Source organism: Leisingera sp. SA32 (assembly GCF_056033425.1).
Map to the genome: position 1 here is coordinate 501,360 of NZ_JBVYHB010000002.1, position 17,339 is coordinate 518,698.

Genomic DNA, 17,339 nt, shown 5'->3' on the forward strand with positions numbered 1-17,339 from the left:
GCGGGCCGGGTTCTGTGTCAAGGATTTACCAGCTTGCTGGCGCGCAGCGTCCTTGATGCAGGTTCGGGCGCGCCATAGGCATCTGTCTGCGAAGGGGATGGAGACAGGGCAAGGCGGCGCCTGCACCCATTCTCTTGAGCCAGAAGCAAATAAACCGGAAGCCAGAGTTCCGTGCCCCGCCAACCGCGGTCAAACAGGCGCGAGGCAGGGTCAGCCGGTCAGAGCAGGTCGTGCGCCGCCAGCGCGCGGTGGATTTCGCGGCGCACCAGTTTGCGGACGTTGCGGGTGATCCGCTCACCCAAGGCGCCCTGGAGCTCTTCGCGGACGATGCTGGCGACGAGGTCGCGCAGACCGTCCTCATCCAGAAATGTCTCGCCCTCATCACCGGATCCAGCCTCGTCGCGACCGGCAGTCAACGCATCCAAGGCCGCCTCGGTTGCCGCGGTCTCGGTCAACGTTTTGACCGGGTCCGCTCTGGCGTCGTCCGCCGCCGTTTCAGCTGGTTCCGCCTCTGGAGAGGACGTGTCGGCTGCGGCCTCTGCGCCTGTATCCTTGGGGTCGTGAGGTTCCACCTGGCCTCGGGTGGTGTGCGCGGCCAGGGCGAAGGGTGTCTGACGCAAGGGTTCGTCCCGCCACTCGATCACGTCTGGCCCGGCAGAGGCAAACGGCGCCTCGCTCACGCTGTCAGGTTCCCAGTCCGGCTGCGCCTGCTCTTGGCTGCGAGCTTCCAGCTCGGCAATCTTGCGCACCACAGAGGCGGCGCGATGGGCGGCGGACCCGGACTTGGCCGTCTCGGAAACGGAAGTGGCATCCGGCGTCTCTTGCCTGTCCACAGGCGGTACGACGTCCAGACGTGCACGCTGGGCGCCGGGCTCTGCCGCGGACGTGTCCGCCCCCGGCGCGTCCGCTGACGCCCGCCGCTGCGCCGCATCGGCTGCGGCGGCAAAGAGGGTGGCACCCGGACGCACCCAGGGAACGTTGGGCGCGCTGGGGTTGTCCGTGTCAGGCGCAGCCCCCCCACTGTCCACAGGTTCCGCGGCAGCGTCGTGAGCCGGCTCCGCCTGCCCAGCCGCGGCCTTGGGTTCCGTTGGCGCTGCGGCCAGCTGCTCCTGCACGGAGGGCTCCTGCGCGGGCGGCTTAGCAGGGGTCATGTCCCGATGATGAAAGACCAGCGCGGGTTCGGAGGTCAATTCAGCCGCGAGGTCCGCCGCCGCAGAAGCGGCCGCTGGCCCCTCAGGCTCGGTTGACCGGTCCGGTTCGAGCTCCGGCCGGGCGTCGCAGTTGTTGGCCGCGCCGTCCGGCACCGGGTTCTGTGACGCCTGTTCGGTCGGTTCCGGCTGTGGTGCCGCGCCGCTATCCTGCACCCGCAAGGCTGGCGTCAGCACCAGCCGCGCCGCGGGGTGCGGCGTCGCTTCTTCGCTGCTTGGGTCTTCGCTCACCAAACGGCGGATCGAGGACAGGACATCTTCAATCTCGGCGTGGGTAACTGGGTCGGACATTTTTTTGATAACCACTCTTGCCTCTTGCGGTAGAGTGTAACGGCCTTCCCGTTGCCACACAACAGATAGGATGAATTGTCAGTTCCGCCCCAAGGCCTTGAGCACCCGGTCCAGATCCTTGCCGCGCTTGCTGACAGGCGCCGGGGCGTCCTTGACCAGGTTGTAATACAGCGTCGGATCATAGATCTCCACCGCGAGGCCCAGGTGTTCCGCCGTCAGGAGCCCCTGCGCCTGCAGCAGCTGATAGGCGGCGATGGCCTGGTTGGCACGGGCGTTGATCTGCTCTGTCTGCGCATCCAGATAGTCCTGCTCCGCCGCCAGCACGTCCAGCGTGGTGCGCGCGCCCAGCGTGGATTCCTCGCGGATGCCGTCAAAGGCCACCTTGGAGGCGCGCACGCGCTCTGCCGAGGAAATCAGGCTGACCCGTGCAGTTTCCACATTGTAATAGGCGGCACTGACGCTTTGCTGCACCGCACGCTGGGTGTTGATCAGGAGACCGCGCTGCGCGTCGGCATTCGCGATTGCGCGACGTCGGATGGCCGAGTTGCGGCCACCGGCATAGAGCTGCTGGCTGAGATTGACGCCGATGCTGGAGGTATTGCCGGAACTGCTGCCGTCGTGGGTGTCCTCGCTGACGCCGATCTGTGCCTGCAGATTGACTTGCGGTCCCAACCCGGCGGTGGCGGCGGCGACCTGGTAGTCGCGGGCCTTGACCACATGCTGCTGCGACAGCAGATCCGGGTGGTTGCGGATGGAGACGGCCAGCGCCCGGTCCAGCGAGGCGGCATTGCGCGGCAGCGGCGGCTGCCCGGCGATGACGCCGGGGTCACGTCCGACCACCTGCCTGTAGGTCGCCTTGGCGGTCAGCAGCAGACCTTCGGCGGTGGTCAGGTTGGCGCGCGCGCCCGCGACCTGGGCTTCGGCCAAGGCGACGTCGGTGCGCGTCACCTCCCCCACGTCGAACCGGTCGCGCGCGGCCTTCAGTTCTTCGCCCAGAAGGCGCAGGTTGTTGCGGCGAAGGCGGACAGTTTCCTGCGCCTGCAGCACATCCACATAGGCCTGCACCGAGTTCAGCAGCACCGCCTGCTCAACGCTGATCAGCGCCTGACGGGTGGCCAGGACGGTTTCCTGTGCTGCCAGCGTGTTCAGACGGGAGGCGCCGCCGTCATACAGCAGCTGTGTCAGTTGCAGCCCGGTGGACAGGGTGTTTTGAGTCCCGTTCAGGCGAAACTCGCTGTAGCTGTTAGTGGCGGAGATCGTCCATTCGATCAGCGGCCGCAGCTGCGAAACCGCAATGGCCACGTCCTCGTCCGCGGCGCGCAGCAGGGCGCGGTTCTGTTCCAGCAGGCCGCTGGTCTTGTAGGCGCCGATCAGCGCATCCGAGAGATTATCGGCCGCGGCCTTCAGCGGCGTCAGAGCCATGGCGGTCACGCCGCCGGCAAACACAAAAGCCTTGAACACACTCGCAGGAAATTTCATTCGCATCGGTTGCCTTGTTCTCTTGCCGCGCCGCCAGCCGCGGTGAATTACTCCTGAAAGTCGGCCGCCAGAGTGTCCTCTGCGCCCAACCCGTTCGCTGTTGCCGCACGGCCGCCCCACCGGCCGCGGTACCATCCGACGATGGCCTAGAGCGCAAACTCGCGCGCGGCTGCAAAGCCCGGCAATACCGGTGCATTTGCGTTGAATTCAAACCGCCAGGAGATCTGCCCACCGGACTTGTAGCCGATCTTGACCTCTCCCAACGCGCCGCTGACCATCAGCACCGCGATGCGGCCGCCGTCCTTCAGCTGGTCCAACAGGGCTGCGGGCAGCTGCTCGGCGCCGCCCTGCACCAGGATCACGTCATAGGGTCCATGCTCCGCCGCCCCCTCGGCCAGTGGGCCGATGTGGACGATGGCGTTGTCTGCCCCGGTGTCCGACAGCAGCGTCTGGGCATCTGCCGCCATGTCTTCGTCTTCCTCGACGCCAATCACCATCTGCGCGATCCGCGCGGCCACGGCGGTGGAGTAGCCCAACCCGCAAGCCACATCGAGCACCAGTTCGTCGTTTTGCAGGTCGACGGCGTCCAGCATCTTGGCCAGCGTGCGCGGCTCCAGCAGGACCCGGGAGCCGCCGAGCGAGACGTTCTGATCGGCATAGGCGGCTTCAACCTGGGTGTCCGGCACGAATTCTTCGCGCGGGACCGCCAGCATGGCCGCAATGATCGGGTATTTGGTGACATCCGACGGACGGATCTGGGTATCCACCATCATGCGGCGGCGCTCAGGGAAATCTGGCATCTGCTAAACTCATGTGTTCAGTCGGTCAGGCAGGTTGTGACACATCCCGCCCGGCACGGCAACGGTGGCTTTGGCGCGAACGGCCAAAGTCGTGCTGTGCTGCCGCCCGGCAACTGTCGGAACCAATTGGGCTATCGGGACCCGACGCCCGCGCGACAAGCGCACCGTTGCCAAGCGGCGCGTCGGCTTCGCTGCGGGTGCGGTCGCGAACAGGTCAGCGGGCAGGCAACCCGGAGATTGCCAGACGCGTTACTGCGCGCAGGATTTGCAGAATGGCGTCGCCGGGCGCTGGTCCAGCCAGTCTGCGCCGATCTCGTCGCCGCAGATCTGGCAAAACCCATATGAGCCCTCGCGCAGGCGGGCCAGTGCGGCCTCGACCCGGCGCAGTTCTTCAATTCGGGCACTGGAAGGCACCGCAGTCCCGGCCACGTTCAACGGATCCGGCCAGGCCGACGGCGCTGTGGTGCCCTGTGGGCGCAGCGCCAGGTCAGACACGTCGCGCGGCTGCCGCGCAATACCCGGCCCAATGCCCGAAGCGGCGCCAGTCAGCCGCGTACGCTGCACCTCAAGCGTCTGCTTCCTTGATGAAAGATCCATCTTTTCACCCTCCAGCGCTATGTTCACCCATTATGCTGCCACGCGATCTGTCGTGGCGGGCCTTGAGATCAGCACACTCACAACAAGGCCCTTGCACACGCCCGATCTTAACACTCACCCTATAGTTGCGCAAGCCGGTGAAGCGGCCCAGCGCGGCCAGGCGCCGCTTTCGCGCCTGCCGAAACCGCTGGCCTGCCTGCGGACCGCTTGCTAGAAACTTTGCAAGAAGCGTATCACCTCATTACTCTTCACGTCAGGGAGCCATCGGAATGATCCGGATTTTTGCAATAGGGCTGGCGCTGCTGGGGCTGGCCGCCTGCGAAACCGCAAAGGGCGCGGGGCGCGACATCCAGAAGGCGGGCCAGGCCATCAGCGGCGCCGCGCAGGACGTGCAGAACACCATGTGACCCTGCCCAGGCGCGGCAGTCCGCCGGTTCGGCAGCCGCCGCGCGCGCCGCGCCCGCGCCGGTCCCGGCGCCCCGTCAGCGCCCCCGCCGACGCCTGTTCACAGGCCCGCCGCACCTGTGCGTATTTTGCGCCGGGGTCCACGTGGCGGCTTGACCAAACCCCGAATCCAAATCATATGCCTGAGCATGACAGATCTCGCCAAAATCCGTAATTTCTCCATTGTCGCCCATATCGACCATGGCAAATCCACGCTCGCTGACCGGCTCATCCAGGAGACCGGAACGGTGAAGGACCGCGATATGAAGGAGCAGCTGCTCGACGCGATGGACATCGAGCGCGAGCGCGGGATCACCATCAAGGCCAACACCGTCCGCATCGACTACACGGCGCAGGACGGCGACACTTATGTACTGAACCTGATCGACACCCCCGGCCACGTCGACTTTGCCTATGAGGTCTCCCGCTCCATGCGCGCGGTCGAAGGCTCTCTGCTGGTGGTCGACAGCACCCAAGGGGTCGAGGCGCAGACATTGGCGAATGTCTATCAGGCGATCGAGGCGGACCATGAGATCGTTCCGGTCCTGAACAAGATCGACCTGCCCGCCAGTGATTGCGACCGGGTGGCGGAACAGATCGAGGATGTGATCGGCATCGACGCCACCGGCGCCATTCAGGTGTCGGCCAAGACCGGCCAGGGCATCCGCGAGACACTGGAAGCCATCGTCCAGCACCTGCCTGCGCCCACCGGCACCCGCGATGCACCGCTGAAGGCGATGCTGGTGGACAGCTGGTACGACAGCTACCTGGGCGTGATCGTTCTGGTCCGCATCATGGACGGCACCCTGAAAAAGGGGATGCGGGTCAAGTTCATGTCGAACAACACCCTGCACCACGTGGACCGCGTCGGCGTGTTCCGCCCGCAGATGCAGATGATCGACGAGCTGGGGCCGGGCGAGATCGGCTTCCTCACCGCCTCGATCAAACAGGTGCGCGACACCCGCGTCGGCGACACCATCACCAATGACCGCAATGGCTGCGAGACCGCCCTGCCCGGCTTCAAACCCGCCCAGCCGGTCGTGTTCTGTGGCCTGTTCCCGGTGGACAGCGCCGAATTCGAGGACCTGCGCGATGCCATCGACAAGCTGGCGTTGAACGACGCGTCGTTCTCCTTCGAGATGGAGACCTCGGCGGCGCTTGGCTTTGGCTTCCGCTGCGGCTTCCTCGGCCTGTTGCACCTAGAGGTGATCCGCGACCGGATTGAGCGTGAGCATGGTATCGAGCTGATCACCACCGCGCCCAGCGTGATCTATCATGTCTATATGAAGGGCAAGGACAACGAGCCCGGCGAGATGATCGAGCTGCACAACCCGGCCGACATGCCGGATCCGTCCAAGGTCGACCACATTCAGGAGCCGCGCATCAAGGCGACCATCATGGTGCCGGATGAATTCCTTGGCGACGTGCTGAAGCTATGCCAGGACCGCCGCGGCATTCAGGAAGACCTGACCTATGCCGGCAGCCGCGCCATGGCCGTCTACGACCTGCCGCTGAACGAGGTTGTGTTCGACTTTTACGACCGGTTGAAATCGGTGACCAAGGGCTATGCCTCGTTTGACTATCAGATGACCGGCTACCGCCAGGACAACCTGGTCAAGATGTCGGTGCTGGTGAACGATGAGCCGGTGGATGCGCTGTCGACCATGGTGCACCGTGACCGCGCCGAGATGCGCGGCCGGGCGATGTGCGAGAAGCTGAAAGACCTGATCCCGCGCCACATGTTCAAGATCCCGATCCAGGCGGCCATCGGCGGCAAGGTGATCGCGCGCGAGACCCTGTCGGCGCTGCGCAAGGACGTGACCGCAAAATGCTACGGCGGCGACGCGACGCGGAAGCGCAAGCTGTTGGACAAGCAGAAAGCGGGCAAGAAGAAGATGCGCCAGTTCGGCAAGGTGGACATCCCGCAAGAGGCGTTTATTTCCGCCCTCAAAATGGACAGCTGAAGCTGTCCGATTTGAGGCACGGCGGGCGAAAGCGGCTGGCACAGCCAATTGTCTTCCCGTCCTCCGGCGTTCTGCGGCGGAAACGCCTATCAAACGCTTGCAAAGCGGGGCTTCGGCCCCGTTTTTTGTTTCCGCCCCATTGAATGTCTGGTCCGACGGAACGCTGGGCACCTTGCACCGTCCTCGGCACCAACCAGCGCCTCCATGCGCCGCTCTCCGCCGGTCCGTAGCCCTAGGGGAAAGTCTGCCGCTAAAACGCACGCATTCTGTGTTATCCTCCGTCCCGTTCATCTGTGGAGGACAACACCATGAAACACCTGACATTGGCCGCGGCGCTCACCCTCTTGGCGTCGCCGCTTCTGGCCGGGCAGTGCCCTGCCGATATTGCCGCCATCGACGCCGCGCTGGCGGCCGGGACAGAGCTGTCGGAGGAAGATCTGGCAACGGTTCGGGAATTGCGCGACGAGGGGCAAAGCTTGCATGACAGCGGCGACCATGACGCCTCGGTCGAAATCCTGGCCGAAGCCAAGGGGCTGCTGGGGATCGAATAACCGCTAAATGAAGGACGCCCGGCGGCAAACCGGGCGTTCTTGCATTGGCTCTGCCCGCCCCGCCCCGGCCAGAACGCGCCGATCCCCCCTGCATTTCCCGCCAAGATCCGCTATACTGCGCCCATTCCGCGGCATACGCGGCCCCTTGCGGGTGACGAACCAAGCACAGGAGGACCACCGGAATGGACACCATCAAAGCCAGTGAATACGCGCGCGCGCTGTACTCCGCACATGGCGACAAGGCCGAGGCCGAGGCGGCGCAGAAGATGCGCCAGTGCTCAGAGGCCGGACGCGACAGCGAGGCCGAGGACTGGAAGGCCGTGCGCCAGGCCGTGCGCTCCATGCGCGGCCCGAACCAGGGCTGACAGGGCACTGACACAGGGGCGGCAGGCATTGCACTGGCGGTGAGCTGCCACCCCGTTTCACCTCCGGTTTACCAAGATTGAAACGCCTGCCCGGATGCGGCATACTGCGGCCAATTGCGGGCAACAAGCCCGCGCCGCATGAACGGGGCACGAGCAAATGAAACACTTCCTGACCGCCGCATTCTGCGCCGCTCTCCTGACCGGACTGACCCCGGCGGAGTCGACCGCGGGTGCCATTGAACGCGCTTGTCGCCAATCTGATCGCACGGCCGCCTCGCCCGGTCTGTGCCGCTGCATCCAGCAGGTCGCCGACGGCAGCCTGTCCCGCAGCGAGCAGCGGACCGTGGCCAAGTGGTTTTCAGATCCGCACCGGGCGCAGGTGGTGCGCCAGTCTGACCGGCGCAGCGACGAACGGCTGTGGCTGCGCTACAAGGCGTTTGGCGAACACGCAGCGCGCAGCTGCGGCTGATCCTGCCACTGCCACCACCGCCACTGTCGCTTCCGTAGAGGCCTGCCCACAGGGCTGCGGTCCACCTGCGTGGAGCTGGTGGTTACTGCCACGCCATATCCCAGACTGCCGCTGCCGCCCGGCGGCTGCGGCATTTTGCTGTGCCGGGCACAGCCCCTTGACCATCATGTTGCAACGCGGAACAAACGGGCCGAAGGGATTTGGAGTGTTTGCATGTTGATGAAGGGTGTCACCCTGCGCGGGCTCGAGGTGTTCGAGGCGCTGGCCAAGACCGGCTCTGTGGCGCAGGCGGCAGAGCTGACGGGGCTGAGCCAGCCTGCGGTCAGCCAGCAGATGCGCAACCTCGAAAAGGCGCTGGACAGCGAGCTGATCGATCATGGTCGCCGCCCGATGGTGCTGACCGCCGCGGGGCGCAGCTTTCTGACCCGCACAGAGGCCGTGCTGGGCGAGCTGCGGCTGGCACAAAGCGAGCTCACGGTGATGGACCTCAGCCATTTGCAGGCGCTGTCGATCGGGTTGATCGACGATTTTGACAACGACCTGACGCCGCGGCTGGCCACCATCCTGGCCGACAGCCTGACCGGGTGCAGGCTGAAGCTGATCACCGCCTCCAGCCATGACATCGTGCAGGCGCTGGAAGCGCGCGATCTGCATATTGCCATTGCCGCGACCTCTGGCACGGTGCGCGAAGGGCTGGTGGAATATCCGTTGGTGCGCGACCCCTTTATCCTGGTGGCGCCGCGCGGCACGGTGCGGGACACGGCAGAGGCTGCGGCGCAACTGGAGGGGCTGCCCCTGCTGCGCTATGCCCGCGAGCAGCTGATCTCGCAACAGATTGAGGGGCTGCTGGCGCGGCAGGCGTTGTCCTTTGAGAACCGCTTTGAGGTCGGTTCGCATCTGGCGCTGATGGCGATGGTGGCGCGGCGCATCGGTTGGGCGATCACCACGCCGCTCGGCTATATGCGCGCGGGCCGCTTTCACGACGAGATCGACGCCCTGCCGCTGCCCTTTGGCGAGATGTCGCGGACGATTTCCCTGTTCACCGGTGCCGATTGGTCCGACCGGGTGCCGCGCGACGTAGCCCAGACCGTGCGCCGTCTGGTGCAAAGCCAGATGATCGACCCGGCGGTGCATCAGATGCCGTTCCTGGCCAGCGGCTTTCGCGTCATCGCCGAGTAGGCGTTTCGGGTCAGAGCGTCGCTTTCAGACCTTGAGCGGCTTTTGCGATCAGGTCCAGGCAGCCCTCGAAATCGCGGGTGTAATACGGATCCGGCACGTGGTCCGCGCCGGTGTCGGGCGCGTAGTCGGTGAACAGCCGCACCGGGGTGGCGTTGCCGTCGGGCCGCAGCGCCTCGATCCTGGCGATGTTGCTGTCATCCATGGCGACGATCAAATCGAACGCGTCGAAATCTGCCGCCGTAAACTGCCGCGCCCGCAGGTCGCTGATGTCCAGCCCGCGCGCGGCAACGGCAGCTTGCATCGCCCCGTAGGGCGGCGCTCCCACATGCCAGTCCGAGGTTCCTGCGCTGTCGGTCTCGACCTTTGGGCACAGCGCGCGAAACACGCCCTCGGCGGCGGGGGAGCGGCAGATGTTTCCTAGGCAGACAAACAGAATACGGGTAGGCATGGGGCGGCTCTCCTCTGGACGTAGGCCGTATAAGGGGTTCGTGGCAAATGGAAAAGAGCATGCAGAAGATCGTGATCCTGACCGGTGCCGGGATCTCTGCCGAAAGCGGGCTGGGAACGTTTCGCGACGCGGGCGGATTGTGGGCGCAACACCGGATCGAAGATGTGGCCACGCCGGAAGGGTTTGCCCGCGACCCCGGCCTGGTGCAGGGGTTCTACAATACGCGCCGCGCGCAGGCGGCGGCGGCGCAGCCCAATGCGGCCCATCGCGCCCTGGCGCAGTTGCAGGCGCAACATCCCGGCGAAGTGGTGATTGTCACCCAGAACGTCGATGCGCTGCATGAGGCCGGCGGCGCCGCCTCGGTTCTGCATATGCACGGCTCGCTGGCGGGGGCGCTCTGCCCGGCCTGCGATCATCGCTGGACCGCGCCGCCAGAGATGCAGGCAGGCCACCCCTGTCCGGCCTGCGCCGCCCCCGCGGGGCGCCCGGATGTCGTCTGGTTCGGCGAGATGCCGTATTTCATGGAGGAGATCGACGCGCATCTGGCGACGGCGGATCTGTTTGCCGCCACCGGCACATCGGGCGAGGTCTATCCGGCTGCGGCCTTCGTCGATGAGGCGCAGGCGGCGGGGGCTCATACGGTGGAGCTGAACCTGGAGCCCTCCAGCACCACCTCGCGCTTCGCCGAGCGCCGCTTTGGTCCCGCCAGCGAGATCGTACCTGCCTGGGTGGCGGAGCTGCTGGCCTAGCGGCCGGACGGCAAAAAGCCCGCCCTCGAGGGCGGGCTTTGGGCGCGAAGGAGGGCTGCGCCGCAGCCTGACGCCGCGCCCGCCCCGCCCTGCGGATCAGTTGGAGTGACCAGAGTGGTCGTGGCCGTCATCATGGCCGTGATCTTGGCCATGGGCGTCGGGTTTGCGTTCCAGGTCAACGGGCACGTCGATCTCGATTTCACCGGCCTTTTCGAACACCAGCGTCAGTTGCACGGTGTCACCGTGGTTCAGCGCCCCCTTCAGGCCCATGAACATCACGTGGTCGCCGCCGCGTTTCAGCCTGTGGGTGACGCCTGCGGGCACGGCAAAGCCTTCCTCGACGTGCATCATCTTCATCACGCCATCGCCGCTTTCCTTGTGGGTGTGCAGCTCCACCCGCGCAGCAACGTCGGAGCGCACGGCCACCAGCCGGTCGTCCTGTGGCGTATGGTTGGTGATCTCCATAAAGGCGGCGCCAGCCTTGGCGACGGGCGAGGACACCCGGGCGTATTGGTCGTGGACCATGATCTTGGCGGCGTGGTCAGCCAGCGCCGAACTGGCGAGGACAGCGGCAGCGGAGGCCGCAAGAAAAACGGATTTCAGGGACATGGCATGTCTCCTCATAAGTCAGAATTTTGGCAAGGGTATCAGGGGGAAGGCCCGCGGGCCTCAGCCTGCTTCGGGAGGCGCACGCGCGCTGGCGCGCGGCTGCGCGGCTGCCGCTTGCCGAACCGGGGCCCCCATCATCAAACCCTCCGCGGCATATTCGCCGGGCACCGGCAGCGCAGCCAGTGAGACCACCGCATCCAGAACATGTGTCACGCAGTCGGGACAGTAATGCGGTGTCGGAACCGGCTGGCCCTCGGCGTCCACATAGACGACAGCGGCGCCCATGCCGGTGCAGATCACCATCCGCCCCGCCGCATCGCGGCTGCCCTGCGCCGCGGCGGCGCTGTGCGCCGTCAGGGCAACGGCAAGGGCCAGAAACAGGCCGAGGTATCTGCGCAGCAAGGGTTTCATCACCGCAAGATATGCCCGCGCCGCACCACAACCGCAAGGGGCCGAAGGGCGACACAGCCGCGACAGTTTGTGCAAACGCAAACACCGCGCGAAGGAAGCCCTTCGCGCGGTGTCCGTATCCGTGATCCGTGACGGATCAGCGCCAGAAGATCAGGCCGCGGCGGCCTGCGCCTTGGCGATCTCTTTTTTCACTTTCAGCGCGTTTGCCGACAGCTCTTCGTCCTTGGCTTTGGCCAGGAACGCGTCCAGACCACCGCGGTGGTCGACAGAGCGCAGCGCGGCTGCCGAGATGCGCAGCTTGACGCCACGACCCAGAACTTCGGACTGCAGGGTCACGTCGTTCAGGTTGGGCAGAAAGCGGCGTTTGGTTTTGTTGTTGGCGTGGCTGACATTGTTGCCAGTCATCGGGCCTTTTCCGGTCAGTTCGCAACGGCGCGACATATCATCATCCTTCGTTTCTGTAAGCCCAGAGCAGATCCGGGCCAAATCACAAGGGGCGCGGCCATTGGCTGCGCCCGAAAACTGGTCCGCTGCTCTTACGCTCAACCGGCAACAGCGTCAAGTGATTCAACTCAGCTTTCTTGCCCGGCTTATGCCCCGGTCTCTGCGGCCGGTGCAATCCGCTTCAGCTGGGCCTCCGCCGCCGCGCCGAGCTGCGCACGCCCGCGCTGCCGCGCCACCCGTGCCAGTTTCTGCCAGTAGCTGGGGGACTGCCTGCGGCGGCTGCGGTGCATCGCCAGCACGTGTGCCGCTGTCAGCGGCCCCTCCCGCAGCAGGGATTGCAGATCCCAGAAGCTGCCGCCCTCACGGATCACCTGGGTGGCGGGGTGACCGCCGCAGGACAGGCGGCACAGGCTCAGATCGGAAAACACCGCCTGGATGAACAGCGCATGGCTCACATCCATCTTGCGAAACGGATCGAACAGCACCACCCCCTGCACCCCGTGGCGGCCATAGCGCACCAGATCACCGAGCGCGGCGTCAAATGCCGCGGCCTCCTTGCGGCGGCGGTCGTGGGGCACGGCACCTGGGGCAATGGTGAACTGCGGCGACACCGCGATCAACCGGTTGAGGTGCAGCGCCTTTGAAAACCGCAGCGCCCCGTAGCCGCCCATGGAAAAGCCCATCGCCGACACATCGCAATACCCCTTGGTCAGCGCTGACAGACTGCGCGACAGCGCCTTGGTCTCGGCGTTGATGTACCAGTCGTTGTGTTTTGGCTGGATATGCAGATGGGCGTAGCCATGTTTGGTCATGTTTCTGACCGGGCCGCGGTCCTCGAACTGCCCCGCAACAGCAACGCGCTGGCGGAAGGTCACGAACAGCCGCTCGCCGCCCGGATTGAACAATGAGGCGCGCAGGGCCTCGCCGTCAAAGACGCGGGTTTCCTGCATCGCGCCTCAGCCCTGCAGGTGCTGGTGCAGCATTTGCTCAGCCGCGGCGGCCGGGGTCAGCGCCCCGTCGGCTACCTGCGCCGACAGCTCCGCCATGGCCGCCTGCGCCCCGGCGCTGCGCAGCCGGGCCAGCAACGCCTGGCGCACCTCCTGCTCAAACCAATAGCAGGCCTGATGGCCGCGTCGTGCATCCCAATGGCCGTTTTCGCGCCGCCAGGCGACCAGCGCCTGGATCTCGGCCCAGGCCTGCTCCAGCCCGTGTTCCTCCACCGCGGAAACCATCAGCGCCTTCGGGAAACCCTCGGGATCCTGTGGCCGTTTGCGCAACAGCCGCAGCGCGCCGGCGTAATCGGCACAGGTGCGGGAGGCGACCGGTTTCAGCGCGCCATCTGCCTTGTTGACGAGGATCAGGTCGGCCATTTCCATGATACCGCGCTTGACCCCCTGCAATTCATCCCCGCCAGCAGGCGCCAGCAGCAGCACGAACAGGTCGGACATTTCCGCCACCACGGTTTCCGACTGGCCGACGCCGACGGTTTCGATCAGCACGACGTCAAACCCGGCCGCCTCGCACAGCGCCACCGCCTCGCGGGAGCGCCGGGCAACACCGCCCAGGTGGCTCTGGCTGGGGGACGGGCGGATAAAGGCGTTTTTCTCGCGGCTGAGCCGCTCCATCCGGGTCTTGTCACCGAGGATCGAGCCACCGGACCTAGTCGAGCTGGGATCAACCGCCAGCACCGCCACGCGCAGGCCCATGCCGGTCAGCATCATGCCGAAACTTTCGATAAAGGTGGACTTCCCCACCCCCGGCGTGCCGGACAGACCGATGCGCAGGGCCTGGCGGCGATGCTCGGCCAGTGCCGACAGCAGCTGAGTTGCCAGGGCGCGGTGATCTTCGCGGCCGCTCTCAATGAGGGTGATGGCACGGGCCAGGGCGCGGCGGTCGCCCGCCAGGATCTTGGGTTTCAGCTGTTCGATGTCCATCTGGGCCTTCCTGTCGTCACGCGGGTGACCTTGGCGCAAGGCCGCCTGCAATGTCCAGTGGGTGCAGGGCCTGTTTCGCCCAGCTGAAAGCCGGGCAGCGCCCGTCGGGCGCCGTCAAACCGCAGGTTTGCCTGCAGCAAATCGGCGGGCGCCGCCTTGGGCGGTCCGCCAGCCAACGCCTTTGCATCACATGAGCTAGACCTCTCCCGCAGGTTTGGCGATAAGGCGACATGACCAGATTGCCGATCGAAGACGCCCTGCCCGAGTTGTTGACTGCCCTGCGCGCGCGCGGGCGTGCCGTGTTGCAGGCGCCCCCAGGCGCGGGCAAGACCACGCGGGTGCCGCTGGCGATGTTGGAGGCCGGGCTGACGCAGGGCCGCATCGTGATGCTGGAACCGCGTCGGCTGGCCGCCCGCGCCGCTGCCGAGCGGATGGCCGAAACCCTGGGGGAGGCCCCGGGCGAGACCGTCGGCTACCGGGTGCGCGGCGATGCGAAGGTATCAAGCTCCACCCGCATCGAAGTGGTGACAGAGGGCATTCTGACCCGAATGCTGCAATCGGAGCCGGACCTGCCGGGCGTGGGCGCGGTGATCTTTGACGAATTTCACGAACGTTCGCTGAATGCGGATCTGGGGCTGGCGCTGTGCCTGGAAGTTGCGGGCGCGCTGCGCGACGATTTGCTGCTGCTGGCCATGTCGGCCACGCTGGACGCAGATCCGGTGGCGACGCTGATGGACGCCCCCATGGTGACCTCCGAGGGGCGCAGCCACGCGGTGGAGACCCGCTGGCTGGAGCGCCCCCTGCCCGCCCAGGCCCGGCGCACCGATGCGCTGGTGGATCTGGTGGTACAGGCGGAGCGCGAGACAACATCCAGTGGCGGCGGCATCCTGGTGTTCCTGCCCGGCGAGGGCGAGATCCGCCGCGCGGCGGGCGCGCTGGCCAAACGCCTGCCCGGCGACTGCCACATCCGCCCGTTGTTTGGCGCCCTGCCCTTTGCCGAGCAGCGCGCCGCGATCCAGCCCGAAGCGAATGGCCGCAAGGTGGTGCTGGCGACCTCGATCGCCGAAACCTCGCTGACCATCCAGGACATCCGGGTGGTGGTGGATATGGGCCAGGCGCGCCGGGCGCGGTTTGATCCGGGCTCGGGCATGTCGCGGCTGGTGACGGAAAAGGTCACCCGCGCCGAGGCCACCCAGCGGCAGGGCCGCGCGGGCCGGGTCGCCGAAGGCATCTGTTACCGGCTGTGGACGCGCGGCGAGGAAGGCGCGCTGCTGGCCTTCCCGCCCGCCGAGATCGAAAGCGCCGACCTGACCGCGCTGGCGCTGGAACTCGCGCTGTGGGGGGCGTCGCCGGAAGATCTGTCGTTTCTGACACCGCCACCCGCGGGGGCGATGGCCGAGGCGCAGGCGCTGCTCGTCATGCTGGGGGCGCTGGACGCGCAGGGGCGTATCACCAAACACGGCAAGGCGCTGGCGGCGCTGCCGCTGCATCCCCGGCTGGGGCATATGCTGCTGACCACCGGGCCTGACGCCGCACCGCTGGCCGCCCTGCTGGGAGAGCGCGATCCCTTGCGCGGCGCGCCCTCGGACCTGTTGCTGCGGCTAAAGGCGGTGAAGGATCCCAAGGGATATGAACGCAGCCACACCCATCAGCTGAACCGCGCGGTGGTGGAGCGCATCAACGCCGAGGCGCGTCGGCTGCAACGACAGACCGGGCGCAGCGAGGCCGGGCTGTCGCCCGCGGCCATGGCGGCGCTTGCCTATCCCGACCGCATTGGCCAGCGCCGCAAGGGGGACACCCCGCGTTATGTGTTGTCGGGCGGCAAGGGCGCGGTGCTGGACGGCGGCGACACCTTGGCGGCGGCGCCGTTCATCGTGGCGCTGGACACCGACGGCAACCCGCGCGAGGCCCGCATTCGCATGGCCGGGCAGATTGCCCTGTCAGAAATCCGCGCGACCTTTGCCGATCAGATCGCCTGGGTGGATGTTTGCGAATGGTCGAAACGCGAGCGCCGGGTCGTGGCGCGCCAGCAGGAGCGGCTGGGTGCCATCGTGCTGGACGACCGGATCTGGAAAGACGTCCCGCCCGAGCGCGTGGCCTTGGCGATGCTGGACGGTGTGCGCGACCTGGGACTGCGGCTGGGCGGTGCGGCGGCGCGGCTGGCCGCGCGGGTGGAGCTGCTGCGTGCCGATGGCCATGATCTGCCGGATTTCTCGATCGCTGGGCTGACGGACACGCTGGACGACTGGCTGCTGCCGATGCTGAGCGGGGTGAAATCCGCCGAGGACTGGAAACGCTTTGACGTGCTGCCCGCGCTGCGTGCCGCGCTGAGCTGGGAGCAGACGCAGCTGCTGGACCGCGAGGCACCGGGCAGTTTCATCACCCCGTTGGGCCACAAGGTGCCGATCGACTATGCCGGCGAGGTGCCGGAGGTGGCCTTGCGCCTGCAGGAGCTGTTCGGCGTCACCCGCCACCCGGCGGTGGGGGGCGTGGCGCTCAAGGTCACGCTGCTGTCCCCTGCCCGTCGCCCGATCCAGATCACCCGCGATCTGCCGGGGTTCTGGGCCGGGTCTTATGCCGATGTGCGCAAGGATATGCGGGCGCAATACCCCCGTCACCCCTGGCCCGAGGATCCGACCCGGGAAGACCCCACCCTGCGTGCCAAGCGGCGCAAGTAGCGCCGCCTCCCTCTCAGCCCCAGCCCCCCGCTGCGGCATCGCCATTGCTAGCCTTGCGTAAATGCTGCCCGCCCGCCTGCTGCGGAGCCGCCCGGCGCGCCCGGCCCCGCTGCGCGCTTGCAAAGCCGGGGCGGCGCTCCTACTTTGTGACAAACCAAAAAGACACGGGGTATCCCGCATAAAGAAGGCTGAGCAAACATGACCCGCACCCTGACCCGCGCCTGGGAAGAAATCCTGAGACCGCTTCTGAAACGGCCCAATCGGTTGCAAGTCGCCGCGCTGTGCTTCCGCAACGGTGCCGCCGGCAAGGAAGTGCTGATGATCACCAGTCGCGGCACCGGCCGCTGGATCCTGCCCAAGGGCTGGCCGATCGACGGCAAAAACGGCCCGGATTCCGCCTTGCAGGAAGCCTGGGAAGAGGCGGGCGTGCGCAAGGCCCAAATCTCCGAGCGCCCGATTGGCGAATACAACTATATCAAGCGCCACGACAACGGCACCGATGAGCCGGTGACGACGCTGATCTTCGCTGCCGAGGTGGAAGAACTGGAGGACAGCTACCCCGAAGCCGCCGAGCGCAACCGCCAGTGGATGTCCCCGCAGGAGGCCGCAACCTTGGTCCATGAACCGCAGCTGCAGGACGTTCTGCGGCAATTGTAAAACTTATGTGACATTTTTATGTCAGGAACTTGATCCGGCGCCAGCCGGGCGTTAGGCGCGTG

General features: G+C 66.4%; 19 protein-coding genes. 9 read left to right on the top strand and 10 right to left on the bottom strand.

Features of this window, described 5'->3' with window-relative positions; all coding sequences use genetic code 11:
• Window positions 1-218: 218 nt before the first annotated feature.
• The 4 genes from AC0IPL_RS05030 to AC0IPL_RS05045 form a co-directional block, all read right to left on the bottom strand.
• Entirely contained in the window at window positions 219-1,514 is a 1,296-nt protein-coding gene (locus tag AC0IPL_RS05030) for a hypothetical protein (protein ID WP_474272551.1), read from the bottom strand.
• Window positions 1,515-1,577: 63 nt separating this feature from the next.
• Window positions 1,578-2,984 carry a TolC family outer membrane protein gene (locus tag AC0IPL_RS05035; RefSeq protein WP_474272552.1) on the bottom strand — a complete coding sequence of 469 codons (1,407 nt, stop codon included), beginning with the start codon at window positions 2,982-2,984 and terminating at the stop codon, window positions 1,578-1,580.
• 140 nt (window positions 2,985-3,124) lie between these two features.
• A complete protein-coding gene (locus AC0IPL_RS05040) occupies window positions 3,125-3,778 on the bottom strand; it encodes a protein-L-isoaspartate O-methyltransferase family protein (RefSeq protein ID WP_474272553.1) in 654 nt (217 codons plus the stop codon).
• Between the two features lie 249 nt (window positions 3,779-4,027).
• Entirely contained in the window at window positions 4,028-4,375 is a 348-nt protein-coding gene (locus AC0IPL_RS05045) for a TraR/DksA family transcriptional regulator (RefSeq protein WP_474272554.1), read from the bottom strand.
• A 269-nt stretch (window positions 4,376-4,644) separates the two neighbouring features.
• Here AC0IPL_RS05045 and AC0IPL_RS05050 point away from each other — a divergent pair, with 269 nt between their 5' ends.
• The 6 genes from AC0IPL_RS05050 (at window position 4,645) to AC0IPL_RS05075 (ending at window position 9,347) form a co-directional block, all read left to right on the top strand.
• A complete protein-coding gene (locus AC0IPL_RS05050) occupies window positions 4,645-4,782 on the top strand; it encodes an entericidin A/B family lipoprotein (RefSeq protein WP_474272555.1) in 138 nt (45 codons plus the stop codon).
• A gap of 186 nt (window positions 4,783-4,968) precedes the next feature.
• Entirely contained in the window at window positions 4,969-6,783 is a 1,815-nt protein-coding gene (gene lepA / locus AC0IPL_RS05055; protein ID WP_474272556.1) for a translation elongation factor 4, read from the top strand.
• A 308-nt stretch (window positions 6,784-7,091) separates the two neighbouring features.
• Window positions 7,092-7,334 (top strand): hypothetical protein, encoded by a 243-nt coding sequence (locus AC0IPL_RS05060; RefSeq protein ID WP_474272557.1) that lies wholly within the window; start codon window positions 7,092-7,094, stop codon window positions 7,332-7,334.
• 182 nt (window positions 7,335-7,516) lie between these two features.
• Window positions 7,517-7,699, top strand: a complete 183-nt coding sequence (locus AC0IPL_RS05065; RefSeq protein ID WP_474272558.1) for a hypothetical protein — start codon at window positions 7,517-7,519, stop codon at window positions 7,697-7,699.
• Between the two features lie 157 nt (window positions 7,700-7,856).
• Window positions 7,857-8,168 carry a hypothetical protein gene (locus AC0IPL_RS05070; RefSeq protein ID WP_474272559.1) on the top strand — a complete coding sequence of 104 codons (312 nt, stop codon included), beginning with the start codon at window positions 7,857-7,859 and terminating at the stop codon, window positions 8,166-8,168.
• A gap of 213 nt (window positions 8,169-8,381) precedes the next feature.
• Complete coding sequence (locus tag AC0IPL_RS05075) at window positions 8,382-9,347, top strand: LysR family transcriptional regulator (RefSeq protein ID WP_474272560.1); 966 nt, start codon at window positions 8,382-8,384, stop codon at window positions 9,345-9,347.
• A 10-nt stretch (window positions 9,348-9,357) separates the two neighbouring features.
• Here AC0IPL_RS05075 and AC0IPL_RS05080 read toward each other — a convergent pair whose 3' ends face one another.
• Window positions 9,358-9,795 (bottom strand): low molecular weight protein-tyrosine-phosphatase, encoded by a 438-nt coding sequence (locus AC0IPL_RS05080; protein ID WP_474272561.1) that lies wholly within the window; start codon window positions 9,793-9,795, stop codon window positions 9,358-9,360.
• Between the two features lie 59 nt (window positions 9,796-9,854).
• On the opposite strand from AC0IPL_RS05080, the gene AC0IPL_RS05085 reads away from it, so the two are divergent.
• Window positions 9,855-10,544 (top strand): NAD-dependent deacylase, encoded by a 690-nt coding sequence (locus AC0IPL_RS05085; protein ID WP_474272562.1) that lies wholly within the window; start codon window positions 9,855-9,857, stop codon window positions 10,542-10,544.
• 96 nt (window positions 10,545-10,640) lie between these two features.
• Here AC0IPL_RS05085 and AC0IPL_RS05090 read toward each other — a convergent pair whose 3' ends face one another.
• From AC0IPL_RS05090 to meaB, 5 genes are all read right to left on the bottom strand, one after another.
• On the bottom strand, window positions 10,641-11,153 hold the full coding sequence (locus AC0IPL_RS05090) for a copper chaperone PCu(A)C (protein WP_474272563.1): 513 nt from the start codon (window positions 11,151-11,153) through the stop codon (window positions 10,641-10,643).
• Window positions 11,154-11,213: 60 nt separating this feature from the next.
• A complete protein-coding gene (locus AC0IPL_RS05095; protein WP_474272564.1) occupies window positions 11,214-11,564 on the bottom strand; it encodes a hypothetical protein in 351 nt (116 codons plus the stop codon).
• 150 nt (window positions 11,565-11,714) lie between these two features.
• Window positions 11,715-12,005, bottom strand: coding sequence for a 50S ribosomal protein L28 (gene rpmB, locus AC0IPL_RS05100; protein WP_474272565.1), 291 nt, complete (start codon window positions 12,003-12,005; stop codon window positions 11,715-11,717).
• A gap of 149 nt (window positions 12,006-12,154) precedes the next feature.
• Window positions 12,155-12,958 (bottom strand): alpha/beta hydrolase, encoded by an 804-nt coding sequence (locus AC0IPL_RS05105; protein WP_474272566.1) that lies wholly within the window; start codon window positions 12,956-12,958, stop codon window positions 12,155-12,157.
• 6 nt (window positions 12,959-12,964) lie between these two features.
• Window positions 12,965-13,942: a methylmalonyl Co-A mutase-associated GTPase MeaB gene (meaB, locus tag AC0IPL_RS05110; protein WP_474272567.1), complete on the bottom strand. Its 978-nt coding sequence runs from the start codon at window positions 13,940-13,942 to the stop codon at window positions 12,965-12,967.
• A gap of 230 nt (window positions 13,943-14,172) precedes the next feature.
• On the opposite strand from meaB, the gene hrpB reads away from it, so the two are divergent.
• Window positions 14,173-16,620 carry an ATP-dependent helicase HrpB gene (gene hrpB / locus AC0IPL_RS05115; RefSeq protein WP_474272568.1) on the top strand — a complete coding sequence of 816 codons (2,448 nt, stop codon included), beginning with the start codon at window positions 14,173-14,175 and terminating at the stop codon, window positions 16,618-16,620.
• Window positions 16,621-16,818: 198 nt separating this feature from the next.
• Window positions 16,819-17,277, top strand: coding sequence for an NUDIX hydrolase (locus tag AC0IPL_RS05120; protein ID WP_474272569.1), 459 nt, complete (start codon window positions 16,819-16,821; stop codon window positions 17,275-17,277).
• The last annotated feature ends 62 nt before the right edge of the window (window positions 17,278-17,339 follow it).